This is a genomic window from Pseudomonas spartinae (genome assembly GCF_965197125.1).
GTDB classification, from domain to species: domain Bacteria; phylum Pseudomonadota; class Gammaproteobacteria; order Pseudomonadales; family Pseudomonadaceae; genus Aquipseudomonas; species Aquipseudomonas composti_A.
The window spans coordinates 309,553-333,475 of record NZ_CBDAMB010000002.1 but is presented as its reverse complement, the minus strand read 5'-3'; the positions used below and the strand labels follow the sequence as shown (position 1 = coordinate 333,475).

Below are 23,923 nucleotides of genomic sequence, written 5' to 3'. Positions count from 1 at the left end.
TCTTATACCTCGGCGTACATGCGGCCAGGGTTGAAGATGCCCTGGGGGTCGAGTTGGTTCTTCAGCTGGCGCTGGTAGCGCAGCAGCGGTGCCGCCAGCGGCTGAAACGGCTGGGCGTGACCGGCGGCGAAGCAGGTGGCATGGCCGCCGAGCTTGGCCGTCACGCGCTGGATCAGCTCGCCGTCGGCGTCGGTTTTCAGCCAGCGTTGTGCGCCGCCCCAGTCGATCAGTTGGCGGCCGGGCAGGTCGAGCAGGCCACTGTTGGCCGGCAGCGACAGACGCCACAGCGTGCCGCTGGCGCTGAAGAACGGCAGGCGCTGTTCGCGCAGCTCATGCCAGTAAGCGTTGTCGATTTCCTCGCCACCGAGGCGCTGGCGCGCGGCCTGCACCGATCCTTCGCCGCCTTCCAGGCGCAGGTGCAGGGCCGCACCGTCATGGCTGGCGGCGCTGATCGGCAGCGGTTGCTGGCCCCATTCGGCGAGCGTGTTCAGTGCATGCAGGGCGTCCACTTCCAGGCGCAGGCTGAGCACCTGGCGCGGCTTGGGCAGCACCTTGATCGATACTTCGGTGAGCAGGCCCAGGCAGCCGAAGCTGCCGGCCATCAGGCGCGACAGGTCGTAGCCGGCGACGTTTTTCATCACCTCGCCACCGAAGCGCAGCAGCTTGCCCTGGCCGGTGATCACCCGGGTGCCAAGCACCTGGTCACGCACCGAGCCGGCCCAGGGGCGGCGCGGGCCGGACAGCCCGGCGGCGACCATGCCGCCTAGGGTGGCGCCGTCGCCCAGGTGCGGCGGTTCGCACGGCAGCATCTGGTTATTGGCCTGCAGCGCCGCCTCGATCTCGGCCAGCAGCGTGCCGGCACGAGCGGTCAGTACCAGCTCGGTTGGGTCATAGCTGACGATGCCGCGGTGCATGCGGGTATCGAGCACTTCGCCGGTGGTGGAGCGGCCCAGATGAGCCTTGCTGCCACTGCCCTGGATACGCAGAGGCGTGGCGCTGTTGAGTGCGTGGTTGACCTGTTCCAGCAGCGCGGCGCTGGCGTCGAAATCATGCGACATCAGAAACGCTCCAGTTCCGGGAAGGGCAGTTGGCCGTGGTGCACGTGCATGGCGCCGAATTCGGCGCAGCGGTGCAGGGTGGGGATGTTCTTGCCCGGATTGAGCAGGCCGCTGGGGTCGAACGCCGCCTTCACCGCGTGGAACAGGGTGATCTCGTCGCTGTTGAACTGCGCGCACATCTGGTTGATCTTCTCGCGGCCGACGCCGTGCTCGCCGGTGATGCTGCCGCCGACCTTGACGCAGAGTTCGAGGATCTTGCCGCCGATGGCTTCGGCGCGCTCCAGCTCGCCGGGTACGTTGGCATCGAAGAGGATCAGGGGGTGCATGTTGCCGTCGCCGGCGTGGAACACGTTGGCCACGCGCAGGCCATATTCCTCGGACAGCTCGGCGATGCCGCGCAGCACGCCCGGTAGCTCGCGGCGCGGAATGGTGCCGTCCATGCAGTAGTAGTCCGGCGAGATGCGCCCGACCGCCGGGAAGGCGTTCTTGCGCCCGGCCCAGAATTTCACCCGTTCGGCTTCGTCACGGGCCAGGCGCACTTCGGTGGCGCCGGCTTTCTCCAGCACCTCGCGCACGCGCTCGCAGTCATCGGCGACGTCGGCTTCCACGCCGTCCAGCTCGCAGAGCAGAATGGCTTCGGCCTCCACCGGGTAGCCGGCGTGGATAAAGTCTTCGGCGGCGCGAATGGCCAGGTTGTCCATCATCTCCAGGCCGCCGGGGATGATGCCGGCGGCGATGATGTCACCGACCGCGCGGCCGGCCTTTTCCACCGAGTCGAAGGCGGCCAGCAGGACCTTGGCCACCTGCGGCTTGGGCAACAGCTTGACCGTCACCTCGGTGACGATACCGAGCATGCCCTCGGAGCCGGTGAACAGCGCCAACAGGTCGAACCCCGGCGCGTCCAGCGCGTCGCTACCGAGGGTCATGAACTCACCTTCGACGGTGAGGATGTCGACCTTGAGCAGGTTGTGCACGGTCAGGCCGTATTTCAGGCAGTGCACGCCGCCGGCGTTTTCGGCGACGTTGCCGCCGATGGAGCAGGCGATCTGCGAGGACGGGTCGGGGGCGTAATACAGCTCGAAGGGCGCGGCGGCCTGGGAGATCGCCAGGTTGCGCACACCGGGCTGGACCCGGGCGAAGCGGCCTTCGCGGTTGATCTCGAGGATCTGGTTGAAGCGCGCCATCACCAGCAGGATGCCTTTCTCCAGCGGCAGCGCGCCGCCGGACAGGCCGGTGCCGGCGCCGCGCGCCACCACTGGCACGCCGCGGGCATGACAGAGCTTGAGCAACTGCTGCACCTGCTCGATGCGCTCGGGCAGCACCACCAGCATGGGCGTGGTGCGGTAGGCGGACAGGCCATCGCACTCGTAGGGCTTGAGGTCTTCCTGGGTGTGCAGGATGTCGAGACCGGGCAGGCACTGACGCAACTCCGTCAGCAGGGCGGCCTTGTCGACCTCGGGTAGCGCGCCGTCGACGCGCTCGTCGTACAGAATGCTCATGGCAGGCTCAATCGTGAACGTTGTTTTTATGGATGGTCATGCTGCGACCATGCGCAGCATCTTCAGCCTGCCTTCGTCTATCAGTCCATCGTCTTCCATACTGGTAGGACCAGTTTCTTTCTCCAGGCTTTCACACCAAAGTCTCTAAAGTGCTTATTCTCTTGAGCCTTGCTGGTCGATCCAGGGCGGATCGGGCAGGGTTGTTGAACTGGTACGACCAGTTATGACGAGGGTGAAATGGACGCGAATCTGAACGCCGCACGACGGCAGGTGAGTGATGTGGTCGCCGAACGTATCGAGCGGCTGATCGTCGATGGTGTGCTCAAGGTCGGGCAGCCGCTGCCATCGGAACGGCGCCTGTGCGAGAAGCTGGGCATTTCCCGCTCGGCGCTGCGCGAAGGGCTCAAGGTGCTGCGCGGGCGCGGCATCATCGAGACCGCGCAGGGCCGCGATTCACGTGTGGCCAAGCTCAGCGGCGAGCGCGACGCCAGCCCGCTGATGCATCTGTTCGGTTCGCAGCCGCGCACGCTCTACGACCTGCTGGAGGTACGCGGCTTGCTCGAAGGCGAGTCGGCGCGGCTGGCGGCACTGCGTGGCACCGATGCGGATTTCGTCCTGCTGACCCGGCGTTACGAAGAGATGCTCGCCGCGCACACCCAGGAGAACCCGGTCGACCCGCGCGAGCATGCGCGTCTCGACCATGCCTTCCACCTGGCCATCTGCGAGGCGTCGCACAACCCGGTGCTGGTGCACACCCTGCAGTCGCTGACCGACCTGATGCTCAGCACCGTGTTCGCCTCGGTGAACAACCTCTATCACCGCCCGGCGCAGAAGCGTCAGATCGACCGCCAGCACTCGCGGCTGTACCACGCGGTGATCGAACGCCTGCCGGAGCAGGCCCAGCGCGCCGCACGCGATCACATCAACAGCATTCGTGACAACCTACAGGAGATCGAGCAGGAAGAGCAGCGCCTGGTGCGCGCCACCATGCGCCTGGAAGGCTGGGCGTAGGAGGGGTGAAACCCGCCCTACATCTTTGTGGGAGGGGCTTTTTTGTGGGAGGGGCTTTAGCCGCGACCCGCCAGAGCGGCTCGCCGCTGAAGCGCCTTCCAGGTGGTGTGGCACTCTACCTGAAGGTGCTGGTCACCACGCCTTCTTCCACCACCTGCGCCTCGATCACTTTCTGGCTGCCGAGGTTGCGCACGCGGATCACTTCGCCTTCGCGACCATTGGCCAGCGCCTCGCCGGTGGCCGAGGCGGAGATACCGTCCTGGCTGGCGACGATGGTCACCTGCTGGCCACGGCGAACCAGCAGCGGCGCGGCCAGCAGGTTCGGCGCGATCAACTGGCCGGCGCGCACCCGGCGCTTGGCGCCCTGACCGATGACATCGGCGGCGTCGCTGTAGAAGCCGCGCGGCGTCTTGCCGATATTCACCTCCTGCATCTGCAGTTGCTCGGCCGTGATGGTCTGGCCGCGCTCGATCACGCGTGCGGCATGCACCACTGGCAGGAATACGCTGGCCTGCACCAGTGCGGTGACGCTCCAGCCCGGGTTGTCGGCGCAGCTCAGCTCCAGACGTTGGCGTGACAGCGGCGAGGGATCGCTGCTGCTGGCCGTCACGCTCGGCATCTGGCTGCAGGCTGGCAGGCGGTCGGCGTTATTGAGCAGGCTGGTGTCGAGCCTGTGGCGTTGGCCTTGCCAGGCCTGGCGACTGGCTTCTTCGGCGAGCTTGTCCCGCATGTACGTGGCCACCGCCTGGTCGATCTGGCTGGCAGCTGTCGCCTCGACCTGCGCGGTCGCCGAGGTGCATACGGCGAAGAGGAAAAGCAGCGACGCGCAGGCGGAAAAAACCTTTCCGCTTTTATTCCTGGCGCCTGCTCGATGCGGAAAAAGGGCGACACAGAAGCCCCTGATTGATCTTGAAAATCCCTGATAAATCAATGGAGTACGGCTCTCTCATGGGTTGGGCACGCTTTGTGCTCAAGGCACCTGGGCACAACCTTGGGTTAAGGGTACCGGTGAATGAGTATACGGATTGATGACGTGGTGGGCCTGCACTCGCGGGCCATCGAGCTGCGCATGCAGCGCAGCGAGATTCTCGCCGCCAACCTGGCCAACGAAGACACGCCGGGCTTTCTCGCCCGTGACATCGACTTCGCCGGCGAGATGCAGCGCCTCGACCCGCAGCAAGCGTTCACTGCCAGCACGGCGGATCTCAAGTACCGCGTGCCGACCCAGCCGTCGCAGGACGGCAATAGCGTCGAGTTGAGTGTGGAACAGGCCGCGTTCTCCAAGAACAGCATGGACTTCCAGACCAGCCTGACCTTTCTCAGCATGAAATTCCGCGGTCTGAAACAGGCCATCGAGGGACGCTGATCATGGCTTTCGACTCCATCTACCGTATCGCCGGCTCGTCGATGAATGCGCAGACCGTGCGCCTCAACACCGTCGCCAGCAACCTGGCCAACGCCGACTCGGCCGCGGCCAGTGCCGATGACGTTTACCAGGCGCGCAAGCCGGTGTTCGCCGCCGTCTACAACAACGACCAGCTGACCCGCAGCGCCGGTATGGGCGGCGCGCATGTGCAGGTGCTCGATGTGGTCACGGCCGGTCGTGAGCCGGTACGCCGTTATGAGCCGGACAACCCGCTGGCCGACGATCAGGGCTACGTGTTCTACGCCGATATCGACCAGATCGAGGAAATGACCGACATGATGTTGGCCACCCGCAGCTTCGAGACCAGTGTCGAGGTGCTCAACCGCCTGAAAAGCATGCAGCAAGGTCTGCTCAAGCTCGGAGAGTCCTGATGGCAGCGGTCAGCAACAACAGCCAGAACAACCCTGCCTACGGTATCGACGAGGCGGTGAAACAGTCGGTCAACGTCAGTGACGCGACCCAGCTGGAAAACAACTTCCTCACCCTGATGGTCGCGCAGATCCAGAACCAGGACCCGACCAAGCCGGTGGACAGCACCGAGTTCCTCAACCAGTTCGCCGCCATGAGCCAGGTCAAGAGCCTGGAAAACATGGCCTCGCTGAGCAAGAGCAACCTGGTGCTGCTGGACAACCTGCAGACCCTCACCGCCTCAGGCCTGGTCGGCCAGGAGGTGAAGGTGGCGACCGAGCAGCTGGAGCTGAACCAGGACAAGGTCAGGGGCGAGATCAACCTGGAGCATGCCGCCGGCGCGTTGGCTCTGGTGCTGACCGATAGCAACGGCGTGAAGAAGGAGATCGCCCTCGGCTCTCAGGCGCCTGGGCGCGTCCCCTTCGAGCTGGACCCCAAGGCCCTTGGCCTGGCGCCGGGCAGCTACAAGGTCGAGGTCAAGAGCGACAGTGGCGAGTACCCCAAGGTCGAGGTGGCCGGGCGCGTTACCCAGGTGCGCGTCAGCGCCGAAGGCCCGGTACTGGAAGTCGTCGGCGTTGGCTCCGTGCCTTTTTACAACATCACCGAATTCGGCCAGACGCAGACCGCCGGTCTGCTCTGAACCTTCCCGCTCGTTCAATTCAAGGGTCCAGTCGCCATGAGTTTCAATATCGCCATGACCGGCCTCAGCGCCGTCAACGAACAGCTCAACACCATCAGCCACAACATCGCCAACGCCGGCACCACCGGTTTCAAGTCGTCGCGCACCGAGTTCGGCAGCATCTACGCCGACAGCCAGGCAATGGGCGTCGAGGTGCTGGCCACCACCCAGAGCATCAGCCAGGGCGGTTCCCTGGTGACCACCGGGCGCAGCCTGGACCTGGCGATTTCCGGCGGCGGTTTCTTCGTCACCCGCGACACCAACGGCGACCTGAGCTACACCCGCGCCGGCGTGTTCGGCGCCGACAAGGACAACAACATCGTCAACGCCGCCGGGCAGACCCTGCAGGGTTATCCGGTGGACGCCGCCGGCAACCTGCTGGTCGGCGCCATGGGCGACCTGCAACTGCAGAACGCCAACCTGCCGGCCCGCGCCACCGACACCCTGGCCTTTGTCATGAACCTGGACTCCAACCAGACGGTGCCGGCCACTGCGCCGTTCGACCCGACGGACGTCAACACCTACAACTCCACCTATACCACCAAGGTGTTCGACTCCCAGGGCAAGGAACACACCCTCACCCAGTACTTCGTGAAGACCGGTGACAACACCTGGGATGCCCATTACTACCAGGGCAACACTGCCGTCGGCGGCCCGCAGGCGTTGACCTTCGGCACCAACGGCACGCTGACCGCGCCGGCCGGCCCGGTCAACGTCGGTTTCGCCCTGCCCGGTGTCGACCCGATGGCGATCGCCATCGACTACAGCAACTCCAGCCAGTACGGCTCCGATTTCGTCGTCACCAGCAACCGCGCCAGCGGTTATGCCGCGGGCGAGCAGACCGGCCTGTCGGTGGAGAAGGACGGCATGGTCTACGCCAACTACAGCAACGGCCAGCGCATGCTCCAGGGTCAGGTGGCGCTGGCCACCTTCGCCAATGCCGGCGGCCTGAAGAACATCAGCGGCACCGCCTGGGTGGAGACCGCAGATTCCGGCGCCGCGCTGATCGGTGTGCCGGGTGTCGGCCCGTTCGGTGAGCTGGTGGCCGGTTCGCTGGAGAACTCCAACGTCGACCTGACGCAACAGTTGGTCGGCCTGATGGAGGGCCAGCGCAACTACCAGGCCAACACCAAGGTGCTGACCACCAACAAAGAACTCACCCAAGTGCTGTTCGGCGCGATCTGAGGCTGACCCATGGACCGTCTCGGCTACACCGCCATGACCGCTGCCAGCCGCACCATGAGTTCGCTCACGGTGCGCGCCAACAACCTGGCCAACGTCAACACACCGGGTTTTCGCGCCGATCTGGAACAGGCCCAGGCCGTTGCGGTGGAAGGCTACGGCTACGACAGCCGGCACCTGGCGCGGGTCAAGAACAACGGCGTCAACCTGGCGCCCGGTGAGCTGATGGCCACCGGCCGTGACCTCGACGTGGCGATCCAGGGCCGTGGCCTGTTCGCCGTCGAGGGCGATGACGGCGCCGAGCGCTACACCCGCAACGGCGCGCTGCAGGTCGATGCCGAGCTGCGCCTGACCCTGAACGGCCGCGCCGTGCTGGGCGAGGGTGGCCCCATCGTGCTGCCCGAATACGACAGCCTGCATATCGGCCGTGACGGCACCGTGTCGGTGATCCCGCGCGGTGATTTCGTGACCGCCGAGGTCGACCGCATCCGCGTGGTCGACGTCGATGCCGCCGAGCTGAGCAAGGATGCCAGCGGCCTGTTGCTGCGCAGCGATGGCCAGCCGGCCGAGGATATGGAGGCGCCGGTACTGGTGTCCGGCTACCTGGAAGCGAGCAACGTCGGTGCCATCGACCAGCTGGTGGCGACCATGAGCCTGAACCGGCTGTTCGAGACCCAGGTGAAGATGATGAAGGCCGCCGAGGACCTGTCCGAAGCCGGCAACCGGATGATTCGCGGCAGTTGATGGGGACGGCCGTAGGGTGGGTTTCAGCCCACCGGCTCGCCCTGGGCTTGAAAGCACACGACGAGTAGCCCGGATGCAATCCGGGATACAGGTACACAGGAGACAGCACATGAGTTCCGCACTTTGGGTCAGCAAGACCGGCCTGGCCGCTCAGGACAAGGCCATGAGCGCCGTGGCCAACAACCTGGCCAACGTCAACACCAACGGCTTCAAGAGCGACCGCGTGGTGTTCGAGGACCTGTTCTACGCCATCGAGCTGCAGCCTGGCGCGCAGGCTGATGAGGTCAACACCGTACCCTCGGGCATCCAGCTCGGCAGTGGCGTGCGCGTGGCCGGTACGCAGAAGGTGTTCACCGAAGGCAGCATCCAGACCACCGGCCAGCCGATGGACCTGGCGATCATCGGTGCCGGTTTCTTCCAGGTGGAAGCGCCCAACGGCGACATCTACTACACCGAGAACGGCCAGCTGCAGCTCAACGCCGAAGGCATGATCGTCAACTCCCAGGGCCTGCCGCTGACCCCGGCCATCGAAGTACCGGCCGGTAGCAGCCGCTTCACCGTGGGCAGCGACGGCATCGTCACCGCCGTGCTGGCGGGCGACACCCTGCCATCGGAGCTGGGCCAGATCACCCTGGTCAACTTCACCAATCCGGGCGGCCTCGAAGCCCTCGGCGGCAACCTCTACCGCGAGACGGTGGCCAGCGGTGAGCCGGTCGAAGGCGTGCCAGGGGAAGAGGGCCTGGGCAATCTCAAGCAGGGCGTGCTCGAAGGCTCCAACGTACAGGTGGTCGAGGCCATGGTGGCGATGATCTCCATCCAGCGCGCCTACGAGGCCAACGCCAAGGTGCTCGACGCCGCGTCGGGCATGCAGCAGTTCCTCAACCAGACCGTGTGATCGCCATGAAGCGCCTGATCCCGCTCGCTCTGCTTCTGGCCCTCGGCGGCTGCGCCAGTTTCAACGAGATGCTCCCCGACGAGGACTCCAGTCATTACGAGCCCCTGCCGCTGGACTACAGCGTGCCGCCGACCACCGGCGGCGGGCTGTTTCGCAGCGGCTACAGCGGCTCGCTGATCGGCGACAGGCGTGCGGTGCGGGTTGGCGACATCCTTACCGTGGTGCTCGACGAGTCCACCCAGTCGAGCAAGAGCGCCGGAACCAGCTTCGGCAAGAAATCCGGGGTTTCCGTGGGCATCCCTACCGTGCTCGGCAAGCAGTACGACCAGCTGGAAAGCGCCGCCGAGGCCGAGCGCGACTTCAACGGTTCGGCGCGCAGCTCGCAGCAGAACACCCTGCGTGGCTCCATCGCCGTGACCGTGCACCAGGTACTGCCCAACGGCACCCTGCTGATCAAGGGCGAGAAGGCCCTGCGCCTGAATCAGGGTGACGAGTACATCCGCCTGGTCGGCCTGGTGCGCATGGATGACATCAACCGCGCCAACCAGGTGTCCTCGCAGAACGTGGCCAATGCGCGCATCTCCTACGCCGGCCGTGGCGTGCTCAACGACAGCAACTCGGCGGGCTGGCTGACGCGCTTCTTCACCCATCCGCTGTTCCCGCTCTGAGGCCCGAACATGCTCAAACGCACACTCGTCGTCCTGCTCCTGACCTGGCCGCTGTCGACCAAGGCCATACCCCTGATGGACCTGGTGGACGTCGAAGGTATCCGTGGCAACCAGTTGATCGGCTACGGTCTGGTGGTCGGTCTCGATGGCACCGGGGACAAGAATCAGGTCAAGTTCACCAGTCAGTCGGTGACCAACATGATCAAGCAGTTCGGCATCAACCTGCCGCCGAACGTCGATCCGAAGCTGAAGAACGTCGCCGCCGTCACCGTCACCGCGGAAATTCCGCCGTCCTACAGCCCGGGGCAGACCGTGGACATCACCGTTGCCTCGCTGGGCGATGCCAAGAGCCTGCGCGGTGGCCAGTTGCTGATGACGCCGCTGCAGGGCGTCGACGGCGAAACCTATGCCCTGGCCCAGGGCGCCATCGTCGTCGGTGGCCTCAATGCCACCGGGCAGAGCGGCTCCAGCGTGGCGATCAACTCCGCCAACAGTGGCCGTGTACCCAATGGCGCCACCGTCGAGCGGATGATCCCCAGCGATTTCAGCACCCGTGACGAGGTCATGCTCAACCTGCGCCAGCCCAGCTTCCAGACTGCCGCCAAGGTGGTCGAGGCGGTCAACGGCCGTTTCGGCAGCGGCACAGCCAGTGCCCTGAACTCGACCAAGATCGCCATTCGCGCGCCCGTCACCAGCACCCAGCGCATCGGTTTCATGGCCATGCTCGAAGGCCTGGAGGTGGAAGAAGGCCGCGAGCGGCCGAAGGTGGTGTTCAACAGCCGCACCGGCACCGTGGTGGTCGGCCAGGGCGTGCGGGTCAAGGCCGCCGCTGTGGCCCATGGCACCCTGACCGTGACCATCAGCGAGAACCCGCAGGTCAGCCAGCCCAATGCGTTCTCCGGCGGCCAGACCGCCATCACGCCGAGCTCCGACGTGGCCGTCAGCCAGGACAAGAACGCCATGTTCAAGTGGCCCGAAGGCGCCAGCCTGGACAGCATCATCAACACCGTGAACAGCCTCGGCGCCACCCCGGACGATGTCATGAGCATCCTCCAGGCGCTGGAACAGGCCGGTGCCCTCAACGCTGAACTGATCGTGATCTGAGCCATGAGCATCGTTTCCCTCGCCCAACACATGAACAGCCATCGTGGCAGCGCCGACGGCATCGGCACCGCCCGTGAGCAGCAACTGCAGGCCGCCGCCGAGCAATTCGAGGCGCTGTTCCTGCAACAGATCCTCAAGCAGATGCGCAAGGCCAGCGACGTGCTCGCCGAAGGCAACCCGATGCGCAGCCGCGAGATGGACACCATGCGCGACTTCTACGACGAAGTGCTGGCCGAGACCCTGGCCGGACGCAAGCAGACCGGTATTGCCGACATGCTGGTCAAGCAGCTGTCCGCTGGCGGCGACAGCGCGGCAGACCTCAACGCGGCGGCCGCCGCTGCCCGTTCGGCGGAACTGCCGCAGCGCTCTTCCAGCAGTCTGCTGGAGCCGCTGCGCAGCACCTGGCAGCGTGGAGTCGACAGCCTCGGCAAGATCCTGGGCAAGGGCTCGGCGGGTTTTGTCGCACTGGTCGATCGCGTCATCCAGCAGGAGTCGGCCGGCCGTGTCGACGCTGTTTCGCCCAAGGGCGCGCGCGGCCTGATGCAGCTGATGCCGGACACCGCGCGGGAAATGGCCGCCGAACTCGGTCTGCCGTTCGACGAGACGCGCCTGACCTCGGACGCCGCCTACAACAAGCGCCTCGGCAGCGCCTACCTGGACAAGATGCTGCAGCGCTACGACGGCCATCAGGCGCTGGCGCTGGCGGCCTACAACGCCGGCCCTGGCCGGGTCGACGAGTGGCTGAAGGTCAATGGCGACCCGCGCACCGGCGAGATCGCCACCGGCGCCTGGATCGAGCGCATCCCCTTTCAGGAAACCCGCGACTACGCGCGCAAGATCCTCGGCGATCTGGCCAGAACCGAGATGCCGACCAACAACGATGCTCAGGCCAGCAGCCCGCTCAGCGCGCAGACCCGCCAGCAGTTGGCCAGCGCGCTGAGCGCCGACAGCGGCCTGCTGCTGGGCGCCGTTGCCGGCAAGCAGGTACTGGCGCGCGACGAATTTAAGTCCGGCGACGATTCCGTCGCCCTGTCTTCGGTAACAGCCCAATTCGCTGCCGACGACGCCCGTGCGCCGCGTCTGGCGGCCTTCGCTCAGCCGATGCGCTTCGAGCGTCAGGAGTCCTGATTCGTGAGCATCCTCAACCAGATCGCCTACAGCGGTGTGCGTGCCAGCCAGGTAGCCCTGGCCTCCACCGGGCAGAACATCGCCAACGTCAACACGCCGGGCTTCAGCCGTTTGCAGACCATCACCGGCTCGCTGGCCGGGCAGGGCGGTCTGAGCGTCGGTGGCGGTGTCGAGGTGATCAGCATCCGTCGCATGACCAACGAATTTCATAACCAGCAGCTATGGCGCGCGACCACCGAGCAGAATTTCTACGGCGCCTCGCAGCAGTACCTGACTGCGCTGGAGGCGCTGATGTCCGGCACCGGTTCGAGCATCAGCGCCGGCCTCGACCAGTTTTTCGCCGCGCTCAGCGAAGCCAGTGCCACGCCAGGCTCGATTGCCCTGCGCCAGCAGATCATCAGCGAGGCTGGCAACCTGGCGCAGCGCTTCAACGGCCTGAGCAGCAACATCGACGCGCAGGTCAAGGCGCTGCAGGAGCAGCGCACGGCCATGGCCACCGAGATCAACGGCCTGACCGAGAACATTGCGCTGCTGAACAAGAAGATCGTCGAGACCGAGTCGGTCAAGGGCGACAGCACCGCGCTGCGCGATCATCGCGAAAGCCTGATCGGTCAGCTCAGCCAGTTCGCCAAGTTGCGCATCAACGAAGTGCCGGATGGCTCGGTCAGCGTTGCCCTGTCCAATGGCCAGCCGCTGGTGGCCGGCCCGACCGCCGGCCAGCTCAAGGTGGCGATGACTGCGAGCGGCGAGCAGGAAGTCAGCCTGGCGTTTGCCGGCACCAGCTTCCCGCTGCGTCAGGACGGCTTCGGTGGCGCCTTCGGCGGGCTCTACGATGTCGAGTACAACAGCCTGCGGCCGAATCAGGACGCCCTGCACGACATGGCCAGCCAGCTGGCGCAGATGGTCAACGACGTGTTGGCCAGCGGCTTCGACCTCGACGGCAACCCCGGCCAGCCGCTGTTCGTCTACGACCCCAGCAGCACCACGGCGCTGCTGCGCGTCGAGCCCCTGAGCGCCGAGCAGCTGGCGTTCTCCTCGGCGGCTGGTGAAACCGGTAACAACGAGGTGCTGCTGGACCTGCTCGGCCTGAAGAACCAGACCATCACCCTGAACGGCAGCCAGGTCACGCTCAACGATGCCTACGCCGGCCTGCTTGGCCAGGTCGCCAGCGACAGCCGGCAGAACCAGGCCGATTTGAAGTCCGCCACGGCCGTGACCCAGCAGGCGCAGTCGCAGCGCGACAGCGTCAGCGCGGTGAGCCTGGATGAGGAGGCGGTCAACCTGATGACCTACCAGCAGGCCTACCAGGCCAACATGAAGGTGATCAGCACCGCCAACCAGTTGTTCGACGACATGCTTTCCGCGTTCTGACGCGGCTTCGGAGAGATCCAGCCATGATGCGCATCACCAACTCGCAGATCACCTCGATGATGCACAGCTCGATGAACGCCAGTTCCGCCGAGCTGGGCAAGCTGATGCAGCAGATGGCGACCAGTCAGCGCATCCTGCTGCCATCCGATGACCCCATCGCCAGCGTGCGGGTGCTGCGCGTGCAGCGCGAAGAGGCGAGCCTGGAGCAGTTCCGCAAGAACATCGCCAACGTCTCCGGCAGCCTGTCGACCCAGGAGGCGAACCTCAAGTCCACCTCCGACGCCATGCTCAACGTGCGTGATCTGCTGCTGTGGGCGGCCAACGGCTCCAACACCAGCGAGGACCTGTCCGCCATGGCCGGTGAGCTGTCGATCATCGAGGACACCATCTTCAGCTTCGCCAACGTGCGTGACGAGGAGGGCCGCTATCTGTTCTCCGGCACCTTGAGCGACACCCCGGCGCTGGCCTTCGACGCTGCGACCCAGAGCTACAGCATCACCGGCAACGACAAGCACCGCCAGGCCGCCGTGGCCAATGGCGTGCTGGTCGACGAGAACGTCACCGCCGCCAGCGTTTACGGCGCGGGCGTGGGCGTGCTCAACGAGTTGCGCGGCCTGATCAACACCCTGCAGGACCCGGCGCTGGACGTCACCGACCCGGCCGTACGCCAGCAGATCGTCGCGACCCTGGGCGCTCTGGACGAGGCGCATGGGCGCGTGATGGGCTCGATCACCGAGCTGGGCGGTCGGCAGAATGCCCTGACCCTGCTGACCGACAGCAACGAGGACGTGTCGCTGGTCAACCAGAAGATCGAAGGCGAGCTGTCGCAGCTGGACTATGCCGGCGCCACCATCGACCTGAACAACTACCAACTGGCGCTGGGGGCGACGCAGAAGACCTATCTGAAGATCAACCAGATGTCGCTGTTCAGCCTGCTGTAAGGAGTGACATTGGTGATCAAGGTCGATAAGCAGCTTCCGCTCGTCACCGCGCTCGATCCGCAGGCGCGCCGGCCCGTGCAGGGCGAGCAGGCCGTGCAGCGCCAGCGCAAGCAGGCGCCGGCTGCCGAACAGGCGCCGCCGCCGCGCGCCAAGAGCGCCACCTTCAACCTGCAGCTCAACCAGCAGCTGACCTCGATGCAGGCCGCCGACAGCTACCTGGGCGAGCTGGCCGGGCGCCTCGGTCAGCTCAAGCTCAGCCTCAGCCGTGAATTGAGCAATGCCCAGAGCGGCGAGCGTGAGGGGCTCAAGCGCGAACTGGAGCAGGTGCGCAAGCTGCTCGCCGAGCGCGGTCAGCGCTCCGCCGAGGCGCTGGATGCGGGCTTCAAGTTGCGTCTCAACGAGCCGGTGCGCAGCCGCTTCAGCCTGCAGGGCCTGGACTCCATCGCCACAGTGCAGCAGGCAGGCAAGGAAACCCTGCTGTTCAGTGCCGGTCGCAAGCTGGCCGAGCCGTTGGCGGTGGTGCTCGATGAGGGCCTGAGCGAGCAGCAGATTCTACGTCGCTTCAATGCCGGCCTCGGCCCGGCGGGTATTCGCGCCGAACTCGATAGCGGCGGTGCGCTCAGGTTCAGCGCCCGTGAAAGCGAGTGGCAGAAACTCAAGGGCGAGCTGCGCGTGCAGGGCGAGGGCAAGCTGGCGCCGCCGGGTGCCGCGCCGCTGGCCAGCCAGGAAGAACAGCTGTTGCGCCTGCCCGATGCCGCGCGCCTGGAAGGTGCGCGTGAACTGCGGCGGGCACTGGATGAGGTGGTTACCGCGCTGGACAGGATCGGTGCGCTGCGTGAACAGCTCAGCCATCGCCAGGAGGAGATTCGCGAATTTCTCGCCCGCCATGCCGAGCAGAACGAGCGCGAGTGGGCGCGGGATTTTGCCGGCGAAGTGTTCAACCTGATGCGCCGCAGCCCCAGCAGTTATGCCGCAGTGACCCAGACTGTGGTGGCTCAGGCCAATATCAGCCGTTCCAGCGTGGTCAGTCTGCTGTCCTGACCGCTGCAATTTCGACTTCTGGCCGCCAGTCGTTTCCCCCTTGCTTCACGACGACTGACGGCTTTTTTATTCGCGGCCGCTGCTGAGGCGGACGACCGGTCGTCCGCTTCATGACTGGTCGCACAGAATGATGGCGTTATACCAGCTATCATCGCGCCCTTTTTCGCAGCATCTGGGCCGTGCGCCCGTCGAAACTGCCCTCCCGCATTCCAATAAAAAACCCCGCATTCAAGGGTTCAACCCGTTACCGGTGGCGCGTGCCTCCGGTGCATTGCCTCGTTCTCGAATTTTGGAGTACCGACGTGTTGAAGAAGTACCTGCCCCTCATTCTGCTGGCCTGCTCAATGCTGGTCAGCACGCCCGGCCTGGCGCAGTTGAGCGATTCCGAGGCCATGAACATGGCCGGCCTGCAGCGCTCGCTCGGCCAGCGCATGGCCAAGGACTACCTGATGATCGGCGCCGACGTGCGCGTGGACGCTGCGCAGCGTCAGCTGCAGGAAACCGTTCAGCGCTTCGATGCCAGTCACAAAGCGCTCAGCGAATACGCCCCCAACGCCGAGATCAAGGCTGCGCTGGCTCAGGTCGGCGCCACCTGGGCGAACTATCGCCTACAGGTCGAGGCCAAGCCGGATCACGCCAAGGCCGCTGAGTTGCTGGCCAACGCCGAAACCCTGCTGCAGCAGACCCAGGCCGTTACCGACGCGATGGCCAAGCACCTCGGCGAGATGGGCGCCACCGTCAATCGCAGCGGCTGGGCACGCGTACAGACCCAGCGTATCGCCATGCTCTACATGGCCAAATCCTGGAACGTGCAGTCACCGGATCTGGATGCCAAGCTGGACACTGCGGTGAACGACTTCGAAACCATCCTCAAGGAGCTGGAAGCCCGCGGTACGCCGAACGATGAAATCGCCAACGCACAGCGACGCGCTCGCGCCCACTGGGGCTTTACCCTCAAGGGTATCGACCTGCACGCCAAGCAGGACTTCGTACCGACCGTTATCACCGTCAGCACCGACTCGCTGTTCCGCCAGCTCAACGAGCTGACCCGCCTGTACGCCGGTCTGAAGGCCCGCGAGTCCTGATAGCCATTCGCCGGCTCGTCACCTTGGTTACCTGATTTTGCGTTATAAACAAACGCAATTCGGGCTGAGGTGACGGGTATGAGCGAGGCAACTGATCAGGAGGTTTACAAGACCCTGCTGGAGTCCACCCGGGCAATTCCCTGGAAGATCGACTGGAAGACCATGACCTTCGCCTACATCGGCCCGCAGATCGAAACGCTGCTGGGCTGGTCGCAGGCCAGCTGGGTCAGCGCCGAGGACTGGGCGACGCGCATGCACCCGGATGATCGCGAGAAGGTGGTGGAATTCTGCATCTCGCAGTCGCAGAACGGCGTCGATCACGAAGCCGACTACCGGGCGCTGACCGCCGCTGGCGGCTACGTGTGGATTCGCGACGTGGTGCATGTGGTGCGCGACGACACCGGCGAGGTGGACTCGCTGATCGGTTTCATGTTCGACATCAGCGAACGGAAGAAGACCGAGGAGCAGTTGCTGACCCTGCAGAAGCAGCTGGAAGAGTATTCCTACAAGGACGGCCTCACCGGCGTGGCCAACCGGCGCATGTTCGACACGGTGCTGGCCAGCGAGTGGGCCAATGCCCAGCGCACCCGGCAGCCGCTGTCATTGATCCTGCTGGATATCGATCACTTCAAGCAGTTCAACGACCACTACGGCCATATTCAGGGTGATGACTGCCTGAAGAGCGTCGGCCAGGCCCTGAGCCACGCGGTCAGCCGGCCACGGGATTTCGTCGGCCGTTTCGGTGGCGAGGAGTTTGTGCTGGTGCTGCCGGAGACCGACGAAGCGGCCGCCCGCCATATCGCCGAGCGCTGCCGCCAGCAGGTGCGTCAGCAGCGCATTCCCCACGAACGCTCTGCGGTTTCACCGATGCTCACCGTCAGCCTCGGCGTGGGCACCATAGTGCCGGGCGCGGGTGACCGTTCGCTGGATTTTCTCAACAGTGTCGACAAGCTGCTTTACCGGGCCAAGCAGCGCGGGCGTGATCGACTGGAGGTGGCCAGGATGCCCTCCCACTCGACTCATGACGACACCGAAGACTCCCGTGCTTGAGCAATCGTTAATCTAAGCGTAACGATTGCGCTGGCTGCTTGATTGATGACTCCAGCGTCACGCTCCTAATGTGCCTCCACGACAGCGGAACTCGTGGAGTCTTCAATGACAACAACAATATCCCCACCGCCGCAGTGGTCGCGCCGGCGCGCGGAAAAAGCGCGGCGACTCGATCAGGTGCGCAATCTCGCCGATGGCGTGGTGCTGCCCAGCGACCAGATAGTCGCCGCCCTCGAAGCGTTGATCGCCCCCGGCGATCGCGTGGTGCTCGAAGGCAACAACCAGAAGCAGGCGGATTTTCTTTCCCGCTCGCTGGCCAAGGCCGACCCCGGCCGCCTGCACGACCTGCACATGATCATGCCCAGCGTCAGTCGCGCCGAGCACCTCGATCTGTTCGAGCGTGGCATCGCCCGCAAGCTCGACTTCTCCTTCGCCGGGCCGCAGAGCCTGCGCATTGGCCAACTGCTCGAAGACGGGCAGATGGAAGTCGGCGCCATCCACACCTATATCGAACTCTACTCGCGCCTGCTGGTGGACCTGATTCCCAACGTCGCGCTGGTCGCCGGCTTTCAGGCCGACCGCCACGGCAACATCTACACCGGCCCGAGCACCGAGGACACCCCGGCGCTGGTCGAACCCACTGCGTTTTCCGACGGCATCGTGATCTTCCAGGTCAACGAGATCGTCGACGAGCTGCCGCGCGTCGACATCCCTGCCTCCTGGGTCGACTTCGTGGTGGTGGCGGACAAGCCGTTCTATATCGAGCCGCTGTTCACCCGTGATCCGCGCCATATCAAGCCGGTGCACGTGCTGATGGCGATGATGGCGATCCGCGGCATCTACGAAAAACACAACGTGCAGTCGCTCAACCACGGCATCGGTTTCAACACCGCCGCCATCGAGCTGATCCTGCCCACCTACGGCGAATCGCTCGGGCTGAAGGGCAAGATCTGCCGCAACTGGACGCTCAACCCGCACCCGACGCTGATCCCGGCCATCGAGACCGGCTGGGTCGAGAGCGTGCACTGCTTCGGCACCGAACTGGGCATGGAGAACTACATCGCCCAGCGCCCGGATGTGTTCTTCACCGGCCGTGACGGCTCGATGCGTTCCAACCGCATGATGTGCCAGCTGGCCGGGCAGTACGCGGTCGACCTGTTCATCGGCGCCACCCTGCAGGTGGACGGCGATGGCCATTCTTCCACCGTGACCCGTGGCCGCCTGGCCGGCTTCGGCGGCGCGCCGAACATGGGTCATGACCCGCGTGGCCGGCGTCACTCGACACCCGCCTGGCTGGATATGCGCCCGGGCGACAGCGAAGCGCCGCTGCTCGAGCGCGGCAAGAAGCTGGTGGTGCAGATGGTCGAGACCTTCCAGGAAGGCGGCAAACCGACCTTCGTCGAGCAGCTCGATGCGGTCGACGTGGCCAAGAAAGCCGGCATGCCGCTGGCGCCGATCATGATTTACGGCGATGACGTCACCCACCTGCTCACCGAGGAAGGCATCGCCTACCTGTACAAGGCGCGCACCCTGGAAGAGCGCCAGGCGATGATCGCGGCGGTGGCCGGCGTTACCGCCATCGGCCTGCGCCATGACCCGAAAGAGACTGCACGCATGCGCCGCGAGGGTCTGATCGCCCTGCCCGAAGACCTCGGCATCCGCCGCACCGATGCGACCCGCGAACTGCTCGCGGCCAAGAGCATCGCCGAGCTGGTCGAGTGGTCGGGCGGCCTGTACAACCCGCCTGCCAAGTTCAGGAGCTGGTGATGAATGCACTGACTGCAATTCAGCCAACGCTCTCTTTAAGCGATTGGTTGGCCGACCTGGCGGTCGACGCGCTGATCGACGAGGCCGACCTGTCGCCCAAACCGGGGCTGGTCGACCGGCGTGGCAGCGGCGCCCACACCGACCTGCACCTGGGCCTGATGCACGCCTCGGCGCTGGCCCTGTGGCCGAGCTTTAAGGCCATGGCCGAGGCCGCGCAGCAATCTGGTGAGATCGATCAGGCGTTGCGTGAGGACGTTGGTCGCATCGGTCGCGAAGGCGAGGTGGAGATGCTGCGCGTCACCGGCGGCGTCAACACCCATCGCGGCGCGATCTGGGCGTTGGGGCTGATCAGCAGCGCCGCCGCGTTGGACGTCAGCGCGTCGGCAGCGGAGCAAGTAGCCCTGCGCGCCGCGCGTCTGGCCCTGCTCAATGACCGCGCGGCGCCCGTCACCGGCGACAGCCATGGCGCCCAGGTCTGTCGTCTGTACGGTGTGCATGGGGCGCGCGAAGAAGCGCAGCTGGGCTTCCCATCGGTGATCCAGCAGGCGCTTCCGCAACTGGCGCGCAGCCGCGCTGCCGGGGCAGGGGAGCAGAACGCTCGCCTCGACGCGTTGCTGGCGATCATGACCCAGCTGGCCGACACCTGCGTGCTGTATCGCGCCGGTATGGCCGGGCTGACCCGCATGCAGAGCGGTGCCCGCGCGGTGCTCGCCGCTGGCGGCTGCGCCAGCCTCGACGGTCGCCGCCTGCTGCGTGATCTGGAACGCGACATGCTGCACCTGCGCGCCTCGCCTGGCGGCGCGGCCGATCTGCTCGCCGCCACCCTGTTCCTCGACCGCCTGCAGCTTGGCCTGCCGGCGCAGCTTGGGAGTCTGTGAAATGGAAACCCTGTCTTTTCAATTCCCCGCCGGACAACCGGCCAAGGGCCGCGCGCTGGTGGGTTGCGTCGGCTCCGGCGACCTGGAAGTGATGCTCGAACCCGGCCAGGCCGGCACCCTCGCCATCGAAGTGGTCACCTCGGTCAACGGCAGCGCGCCGCGCTGGCAGCTGCTGTTCGAGCGCATGTTCGGCGAGCAGCAACTGCCCGCACTGAATATCGCCATTCATGATTTCGGCGCCACGCCCGGCGTGGTGCGCCTGCGCCTGGAACAGGGCCTGGAGGAACTGAATCATGGCTGAGCAGAACATTGCGCGCCTGTTGGCGCAGCGCAGCTTCACTGAACTCGGTGCCCGCGAGCGCGCCCGTGCATTGCTCGATGATGGCAGCTTTCGCGAGCTACTCGATCCCTTCGCCCGGCTGATGTCGCCCTGGCTGCCCAAGCAGGGCATCGTGCCCCAGGCCGATGACGGCGTGGTGGTGGCCAAGGGATTGATCGACGGTGCGCCTGCGGTGGTGATTGCCATCGAAGGCGCTTTCCAGGGCGGCAGCCTCGGTGAAGTGGGCGGGGCGAAGATCGCAGGCAGCTTGGAGCTGGCCGCTGAAGACAACAAGAGTGGTACGCCGACCCGCGCCGTGCTGCTGCTGGAAACTGGCGGCGTGCGCCTGCAGGAAGCCAACCTGGGCCTGGCGGCGATTGCCGAGATCCAGGCCGCCATCGTCGAGCTGCGCCAGTACCAACCGGTGATCGGCCTGGTCGCCGGCCCGGTCGGCTGCTTTGGCGGCATGTCCATCGCCGCCGGGCTGTGCAGCTACCTGCTGGTGACCCGCGAGGCGCGCCTGGGGCTCAACGGCCCGCAAGTGATCGAGCAGGAAGCCGGGCTGGACGAATACGACTCGCGCGACCGTCCCTTCATCTGGAGCCTGACCGGCGGCGAGCAGCGCCACGCCAGCGGCCTGGTCGACGGCTATGTCGGCGATGACGTCGAGGCGATTCGCGGCGAGCTGCACCGTTTGTTTGCCCAAGGCAAACCGGAGATCGAGCGCAGCCGTCGCCACGCCTGGTTCCTGCGGCGCCTGGCTGATGTCGACACCGCCGTCCAGGCCGATGCCGCTGCCGTACGCAGCGCCTACCAGGGAGCATGAACATGAGCACAGTCCAAGAACAACGTGGCCTGCACTGGTTCCAGGCCCTGGCAGGCGATGCCCGGCCGCAACAGGGTTTGCCAGCCTCGCTGCGCGTAGCCGATGGCGAACTGGCCGGTCAGGCGGTGCGCTATCTGGCGGTGATCGCCGATGCCGACAATCCCTTTCCCCGTGCCCGCAATGGCGAGGTCGGCCTGCTTGAAGGCTGGGGCCTAGCCCAGGCGGTGGACGAGGCTATCGAAGCCGACCGCGACCAGGTGCACAAGCGCGCGCTGATCGCCATCGTCGATGTGCCGAGCCAGGCCTATGGTCGCCGCGAGGAGGCCTACGGCATCCACCAGGCGCTGGCTGGCGCGGTGGATGCCTATGCCCGTGCTCGCCTGGCCGGGCATGCGGTGATCGGTTTGCTGGTCGGCAAGGCCATGTCCGGCGCCTTTCTCGCTCACGGCTACCAGGCCAATCGGCTGATCGCCCTGCGCGACGCCGGGGTGATGGTGCATGCAATGGGCAAGGCCGCCGCCGCGCGTATCACCCTGCGCTGCGTCGATGAGCTTGAAGCGCTGGCCGCCACGGTGCCGCCGATGGCCTACGACCTGGACAACTACGCCTCGCTCGGGATGCTTTCGGAGGTGCTCGATGTGGAGCAGGTGACGCAGCCGAGCGGCGCTGATCTGGCCCGCGTGCAGGACGCCCTGGGCCGCGCCCTGGCCGATATCGCCGGCAGCCCGCGCGATCTGAGTAACCGCCTGGGCGCTGCCAACCGCGCGGCGTCTTCGCAAGTGCGCGAACTGCTGCGCGCGCAGTGGTAGGAGCCGATCATGCATACCCCCCGTCCACATGACCTGCTCTGGGGCCTACGCCCCGAGCAACTGCCGCAGGAGGCGCCGGCCTGGGCTCGCGCCGCCCTGGGTGCGCATGTGCCGGTGGTGGTGCGCCGTGCTCCGGCCGAGCCAGGCTGGGTCGCGGTGGGTGTCCGTGGCGCTGCGCGTGAACAGCGGCACGCCAGCTGGATGCGGGTGAGCGAAATCAGCCGGCTGGTCAGCCCGCAGGCGGTGGCACGGGCCGGACGCTGGCGCAGTCACGCGCAGCCACACTGGCCGGCGTTGCGCGCCCTGGGCCAGCTGGCGCCGCATCTGGATGCCCTGGGCCTGGCCTGGGGCGTCACCGGCAGCCTGGGTTTCGAGCTGGCCAGCGGCATCACGGCGGCGCACCCGGACAGCGATCTCGACTTGTCGTTACGTGCGCCCGATCTGCTTTCTCGCGCCGAGGCGCGGACATTGTGCGTGCTGCTGGACGCCGCGCCGGGGCGTATCGATCTGCAACTGGAAACCCCATATGGCGCCGTGGCCCTGCGTGAGTGGGCCGGCCAGGCGCCACGTGTTTTGCTGAAAACCCAGCACGGCCCGCTGCTGGTCAGCGACCCTTGGCAATCGCAGCAGGTGGCCGCGTGAGCACGCTCTGGGCCTTTCCCGGCCAGGGCGCTCAGCAGCCCGGCATGCTGCATGCCTTGCCCGAGGCCCCGGTGGTACAGGCCTGTATCGAGCAGGCCAGCGCCGCCCTGGGTGAAGACGTGCGTCTGTTGGACTCGCCCGAAGCGCTGCAAGATACCCGCGCCGTGCAACTGTGCCTGCTGATTGCCGGTGTGGCGGCTTCGCGTCTGCTCAGCGAGCGCGGGCATCGCCCCGACTACGTCGCCGGCCTGTCCATCGGTGCCTATGCCGCCGCCGTGGTAGCCGGTGCGCTGGACTACGCCGATGCCGTGCGCCTGGTCGCCCTGCGTGGCGAGCTGATGCAGCGCGCTTATCCTGATGGCTACGGCATGACCGCCATCCTCGGCCTCGACCAGAGCAGCATCGAGCGCCTGCTGGCCGAAGCCGACGGCCCGGTGTACCTGGCCAATATCAATGCCGAAACCCAGCTGGTGATCGCCGGCAGCGAGGCAGCCATGGCCGCCGTCGCCGAACGTGCCCGTGCGCTGGGGGCGGGTGCGGCGAAACGCCTGGCCATGAGCGTGCCGTCGCACTGCGAACTGCTCGATGCACCGGCTCGGGAGTTGGCGTCAGCATTCGCCAAGGTCGAGCTGCGGGCACCGCAGGTACGCTACCTGAGCAGCAGCTCGGCGCGCCTGATCCGTGATCCTGAAGCCCTGCGCGACGACCTGGCCTGCAACATGAGCCGCGTCGTCGACTGGCAGGCCACCCTGGTCACCGCCTATGAGCGCGGCGTGGGCCTGCACCTGGAACTGCCGCCCGGTGGCGTGCTGACCGGGCTCGCCCGCCGCGTATTCGAACCCGGCCAGGCCATCGCCTTCAGCGGTGCTCGTCTGGATACACTCGACGCCATGTTGCGTCAGGAGGTAAGCCGCGACCGCTGAGCCGTAGCGTTTACCGAAGCACAAGAACAACAACTTCGATACGTAAGACGAGGACAACAACAATGATCATCTACGGTGTCGCCTTTCTGGCGTTCTGCACCCTGGCAGGAATCTTTATCGGTTCACTGCTGGGACAACTCATCGGCGTGCCCGCCAATGTCGGCGGTGTCGGCATCGCCATGCTGCTGCTTATCTTCCTCGGCAGTTACCTGAAAAAACGTGGCCTGTTCGTCGGCAAGTCGGAACAGGGCGTGGAGTTCTGGAGCGCCATCTACATTCCCATCGTGGTCGCCATGGCAGCTCAGCAAAACGTCTACGGCGCGCTCAGCGGTGGGCCGATGGCGATCATCGCCGGGACTGCCGCCGTAGTGGCTGGCTTCGCCCTGGTGCCGGTGCTCAGCCGGATCGGGCAAAAGAAGCCTGAAACCGATGCCACTTCCCCTCTGACCAAAGCGCCACGGTGATCAGC

At 65.9% G+C, this 23,923-nt stretch carries 27 protein-coding genes; 24 read left to right on the top strand and 3 right to left on the bottom strand.

What is annotated here, in order from left to right:
• Positions 1–2: 2 nt before the first annotated feature.
• Entirely contained in the window at positions 3–1,058 is a 1,056-nt protein-coding gene (glcE, locus tag ACN8M7_RS05380; protein ID WP_490260024.1) for a glycolate oxidase subunit GlcE, read from the bottom strand.
• Positions 1,058–2,557 carry a glycolate oxidase subunit GlcD gene (gene glcD, locus ACN8M7_RS05375; protein WP_490260023.1) on the bottom strand — a complete coding sequence of 500 codons (1,500 nt, stop codon included), beginning with the start codon at positions 2,555–2,557 and terminating at the stop codon, positions 1,058–1,060. Before glcD ends, glcE begins: the two co-directional genes overlap by 1 nt.
• Before the next feature lie 237 nt (positions 2,558–2,794).
• Here glcD and glcC point away from each other — a divergent pair, with 237 nt between their 5' ends.
• Entirely contained in the window at positions 2,795–3,568 is a 774-nt protein-coding gene (gene glcC / locus ACN8M7_RS05370) for a transcriptional regulator GlcC (protein WP_061237137.1), read from the top strand.
• 115 nt (positions 3,569–3,683) lie between these two features.
• Here glcC and flgA read toward each other — a convergent pair whose 3' ends face one another.
• Complete coding sequence (gene flgA, locus ACN8M7_RS05365) at positions 3,684–4,298, bottom strand: flagellar basal body P-ring formation chaperone FlgA (RefSeq protein WP_490260022.1); 615 nt, start codon at positions 4,296–4,298, stop codon at positions 3,684–3,686.
• Here flgA and ACN8M7_RS05360 point away from each other — a divergent pair.
• The 23 genes from ACN8M7_RS05360 (at position 4,297) to madL (ending at position 23,918) form a co-directional block, all read left to right on the top strand.
• Positions 4,297–4,491: a hypothetical protein gene (locus ACN8M7_RS05360; protein ID WP_231740091.1), complete on the top strand. Its 195-nt coding sequence runs from the start codon at positions 4,297–4,299 to the stop codon at positions 4,489–4,491. The two genes, flgA and ACN8M7_RS05360, sit on opposite strands and share 2 nt — an antisense overlap.
• Before the next feature lie 89 nt (positions 4,492–4,580).
• Positions 4,581–4,934 carry a flagellar biosynthesis protein FlgB gene (flgB, locus tag ACN8M7_RS05355; protein WP_061237139.1) on the top strand — a complete coding sequence of 118 codons (354 nt, stop codon included), beginning with the start codon at positions 4,581–4,583 and terminating at the stop codon, positions 4,932–4,934.
• A gap of 2 nt (positions 4,935–4,936) precedes the next feature.
• Complete coding sequence (gene flgC, locus ACN8M7_RS05350; protein ID WP_490260021.1) at positions 4,937–5,365, top strand: flagellar basal body rod protein FlgC; 429 nt, start codon at positions 4,937–4,939, stop codon at positions 5,363–5,365.
• Positions 5,365–6,042: a flagellar hook assembly protein FlgD gene (gene flgD / locus ACN8M7_RS05345; protein WP_490260020.1), complete on the top strand. Its 678-nt coding sequence runs from the start codon at positions 5,365–5,367 to the stop codon at positions 6,040–6,042. Before flgC ends, flgD begins: the two co-directional genes overlap by 1 nt.
• 36 nt (positions 6,043–6,078) lie before the next feature.
• Positions 6,079–7,266, top strand: coding sequence for a flagellar hook protein FlgE (flgE, locus tag ACN8M7_RS05340; RefSeq protein ID WP_490260019.1), 1,188 nt, complete (start codon positions 6,079–6,081; stop codon positions 7,264–7,266).
• Between the two features lie 9 nt (positions 7,267–7,275).
• The gene (locus ACN8M7_RS05335; protein ID WP_490260018.1) at positions 7,276–8,007 is read left to right on the top strand and encodes a flagellar basal body rod protein FlgF; all 732 of its coding nucleotides are present in this window, start codon (positions 7,276–7,278) and stop codon (positions 8,005–8,007) included.
• Positions 8,008–8,116: 109 nt separating this feature from the next.
• Positions 8,117–8,902, top strand: coding sequence for a flagellar basal-body rod protein FlgG (flgG, locus tag ACN8M7_RS05330; protein WP_061237150.1), 786 nt, complete (start codon positions 8,117–8,119; stop codon positions 8,900–8,902).
• A 5-nt stretch (positions 8,903–8,907) separates the two neighbouring features.
• On the top strand, positions 8,908–9,570 hold the full coding sequence (gene flgH, locus ACN8M7_RS05325) for a flagellar basal body L-ring protein FlgH (protein WP_490260017.1): 663 nt from the start codon (positions 8,908–8,910) through the stop codon (positions 9,568–9,570).
• Between the two features lie 9 nt (positions 9,571–9,579).
• Positions 9,580–10,674, top strand: coding sequence for a flagellar basal body P-ring protein FlgI (locus ACN8M7_RS05320; protein WP_061237153.1), 1,095 nt, complete (start codon positions 9,580–9,582; stop codon positions 10,672–10,674).
• Positions 10,675–10,677: 3 nt separating this feature from the next.
• Positions 10,678–11,802: a lytic transglycosylase domain-containing protein gene (locus tag ACN8M7_RS05315; RefSeq protein WP_490260016.1), complete on the top strand. Its 1,125-nt coding sequence runs from the start codon at positions 10,678–10,680 to the stop codon at positions 11,800–11,802.
• A gap of 3 nt (positions 11,803–11,805) precedes the next feature.
• On the top strand, positions 11,806–13,173 hold the full coding sequence (gene flgK, locus ACN8M7_RS05310) for a flagellar hook-associated protein FlgK (protein ID WP_490260015.1): 1,368 nt from the start codon (positions 11,806–11,808) through the stop codon (positions 13,171–13,173).
• 23 nt (positions 13,174–13,196) lie between these two features.
• Positions 13,197–14,114 carry a flagellar hook-associated protein FlgL gene (gene flgL / locus ACN8M7_RS05305; RefSeq protein ID WP_082767984.1) on the top strand — a complete coding sequence of 306 codons (918 nt, stop codon included), beginning with the start codon at positions 13,197–13,199 and terminating at the stop codon, positions 14,112–14,114.
• A 15-nt stretch (positions 14,115–14,129) separates the two neighbouring features.
• Positions 14,130–15,155: a hypothetical protein gene (locus ACN8M7_RS05300; protein WP_490260294.1), complete on the top strand. Its 1,026-nt coding sequence runs from the start codon at positions 14,130–14,132 to the stop codon at positions 15,153–15,155.
• A gap of 302 nt (positions 15,156–15,457) precedes the next feature.
• Positions 15,458–16,240, top strand: coding sequence for a type IV pili methyl-accepting chemotaxis transducer N-terminal domain-containing protein (locus ACN8M7_RS05295; RefSeq protein WP_490260014.1), 783 nt, complete (start codon positions 15,458–15,460; stop codon positions 16,238–16,240).
• Positions 16,241–16,318: 78 nt separating this feature from the next.
• Positions 16,319–17,290, top strand: coding sequence for a sensor domain-containing diguanylate cyclase (locus ACN8M7_RS05290; protein ID WP_490260013.1), 972 nt, complete (start codon positions 16,319–16,321; stop codon positions 17,288–17,290).
• 105 nt (positions 17,291–17,395) lie between these two features.
• Positions 17,396–19,057 carry a malonate decarboxylase subunit alpha gene (gene mdcA, locus ACN8M7_RS05285; RefSeq protein ID WP_490260012.1) on the top strand — a complete coding sequence of 554 codons (1,662 nt, stop codon included), beginning with the start codon at positions 17,396–17,398 and terminating at the stop codon, positions 19,055–19,057.
• Complete coding sequence (locus tag ACN8M7_RS05280; RefSeq protein ID WP_490260011.1) at positions 19,057–19,935, top strand: triphosphoribosyl-dephospho-CoA synthase; 879 nt, start codon at positions 19,057–19,059, stop codon at positions 19,933–19,935. Before mdcA ends, ACN8M7_RS05280 begins: the two co-directional genes overlap by 1 nt.
• Position 19,936: 1 nt before the next feature.
• The gene (locus ACN8M7_RS05275; RefSeq protein WP_275546606.1) at positions 19,937–20,236 is read left to right on the top strand and encodes a malonate decarboxylase subunit delta; all 300 of its coding nucleotides are present in this window, start codon (positions 19,937–19,939) and stop codon (positions 20,234–20,236) included.
• Entirely contained in the window at positions 20,229–21,080 is an 852-nt protein-coding gene (locus ACN8M7_RS05270; RefSeq protein WP_490260010.1) for a biotin-independent malonate decarboxylase subunit beta, read from the top strand. The genes ACN8M7_RS05275 and ACN8M7_RS05270 overlap by 8 nt, the downstream gene beginning before the upstream one ends.
• Positions 21,081–21,082: 2 nt before the next feature.
• Entirely contained in the window at positions 21,083–21,889 is an 807-nt protein-coding gene (gene mdcE, locus ACN8M7_RS05265; RefSeq protein WP_490260009.1) for a biotin-independent malonate decarboxylase subunit gamma, read from the top strand.
• 9 nt (positions 21,890–21,898) lie between these two features.
• A complete protein-coding gene (locus ACN8M7_RS05260; protein ID WP_490260008.1) occupies positions 21,899–22,531 on the top strand; it encodes a malonate decarboxylase holo-ACP synthase in 633 nt (210 codons plus the stop codon).
• Entirely contained in the window at positions 22,528–23,454 is a 927-nt protein-coding gene (gene mdcH, locus ACN8M7_RS05255; RefSeq protein ID WP_490260007.1) for a malonate decarboxylase subunit epsilon, read from the top strand. Before ACN8M7_RS05260 ends, mdcH begins: the two co-directional genes overlap by 4 nt.
• Before the next feature lie 62 nt (positions 23,455–23,516).
• Positions 23,517–23,918 carry a malonate transporter subunit MadL gene (madL, locus tag ACN8M7_RS05250; protein ID WP_061237175.1) on the top strand — a complete coding sequence of 134 codons (402 nt, stop codon included), beginning with the start codon at positions 23,517–23,519 and terminating at the stop codon, positions 23,916–23,918.
• Positions 23,919–23,923: the final 5 nt, after the last annotated feature.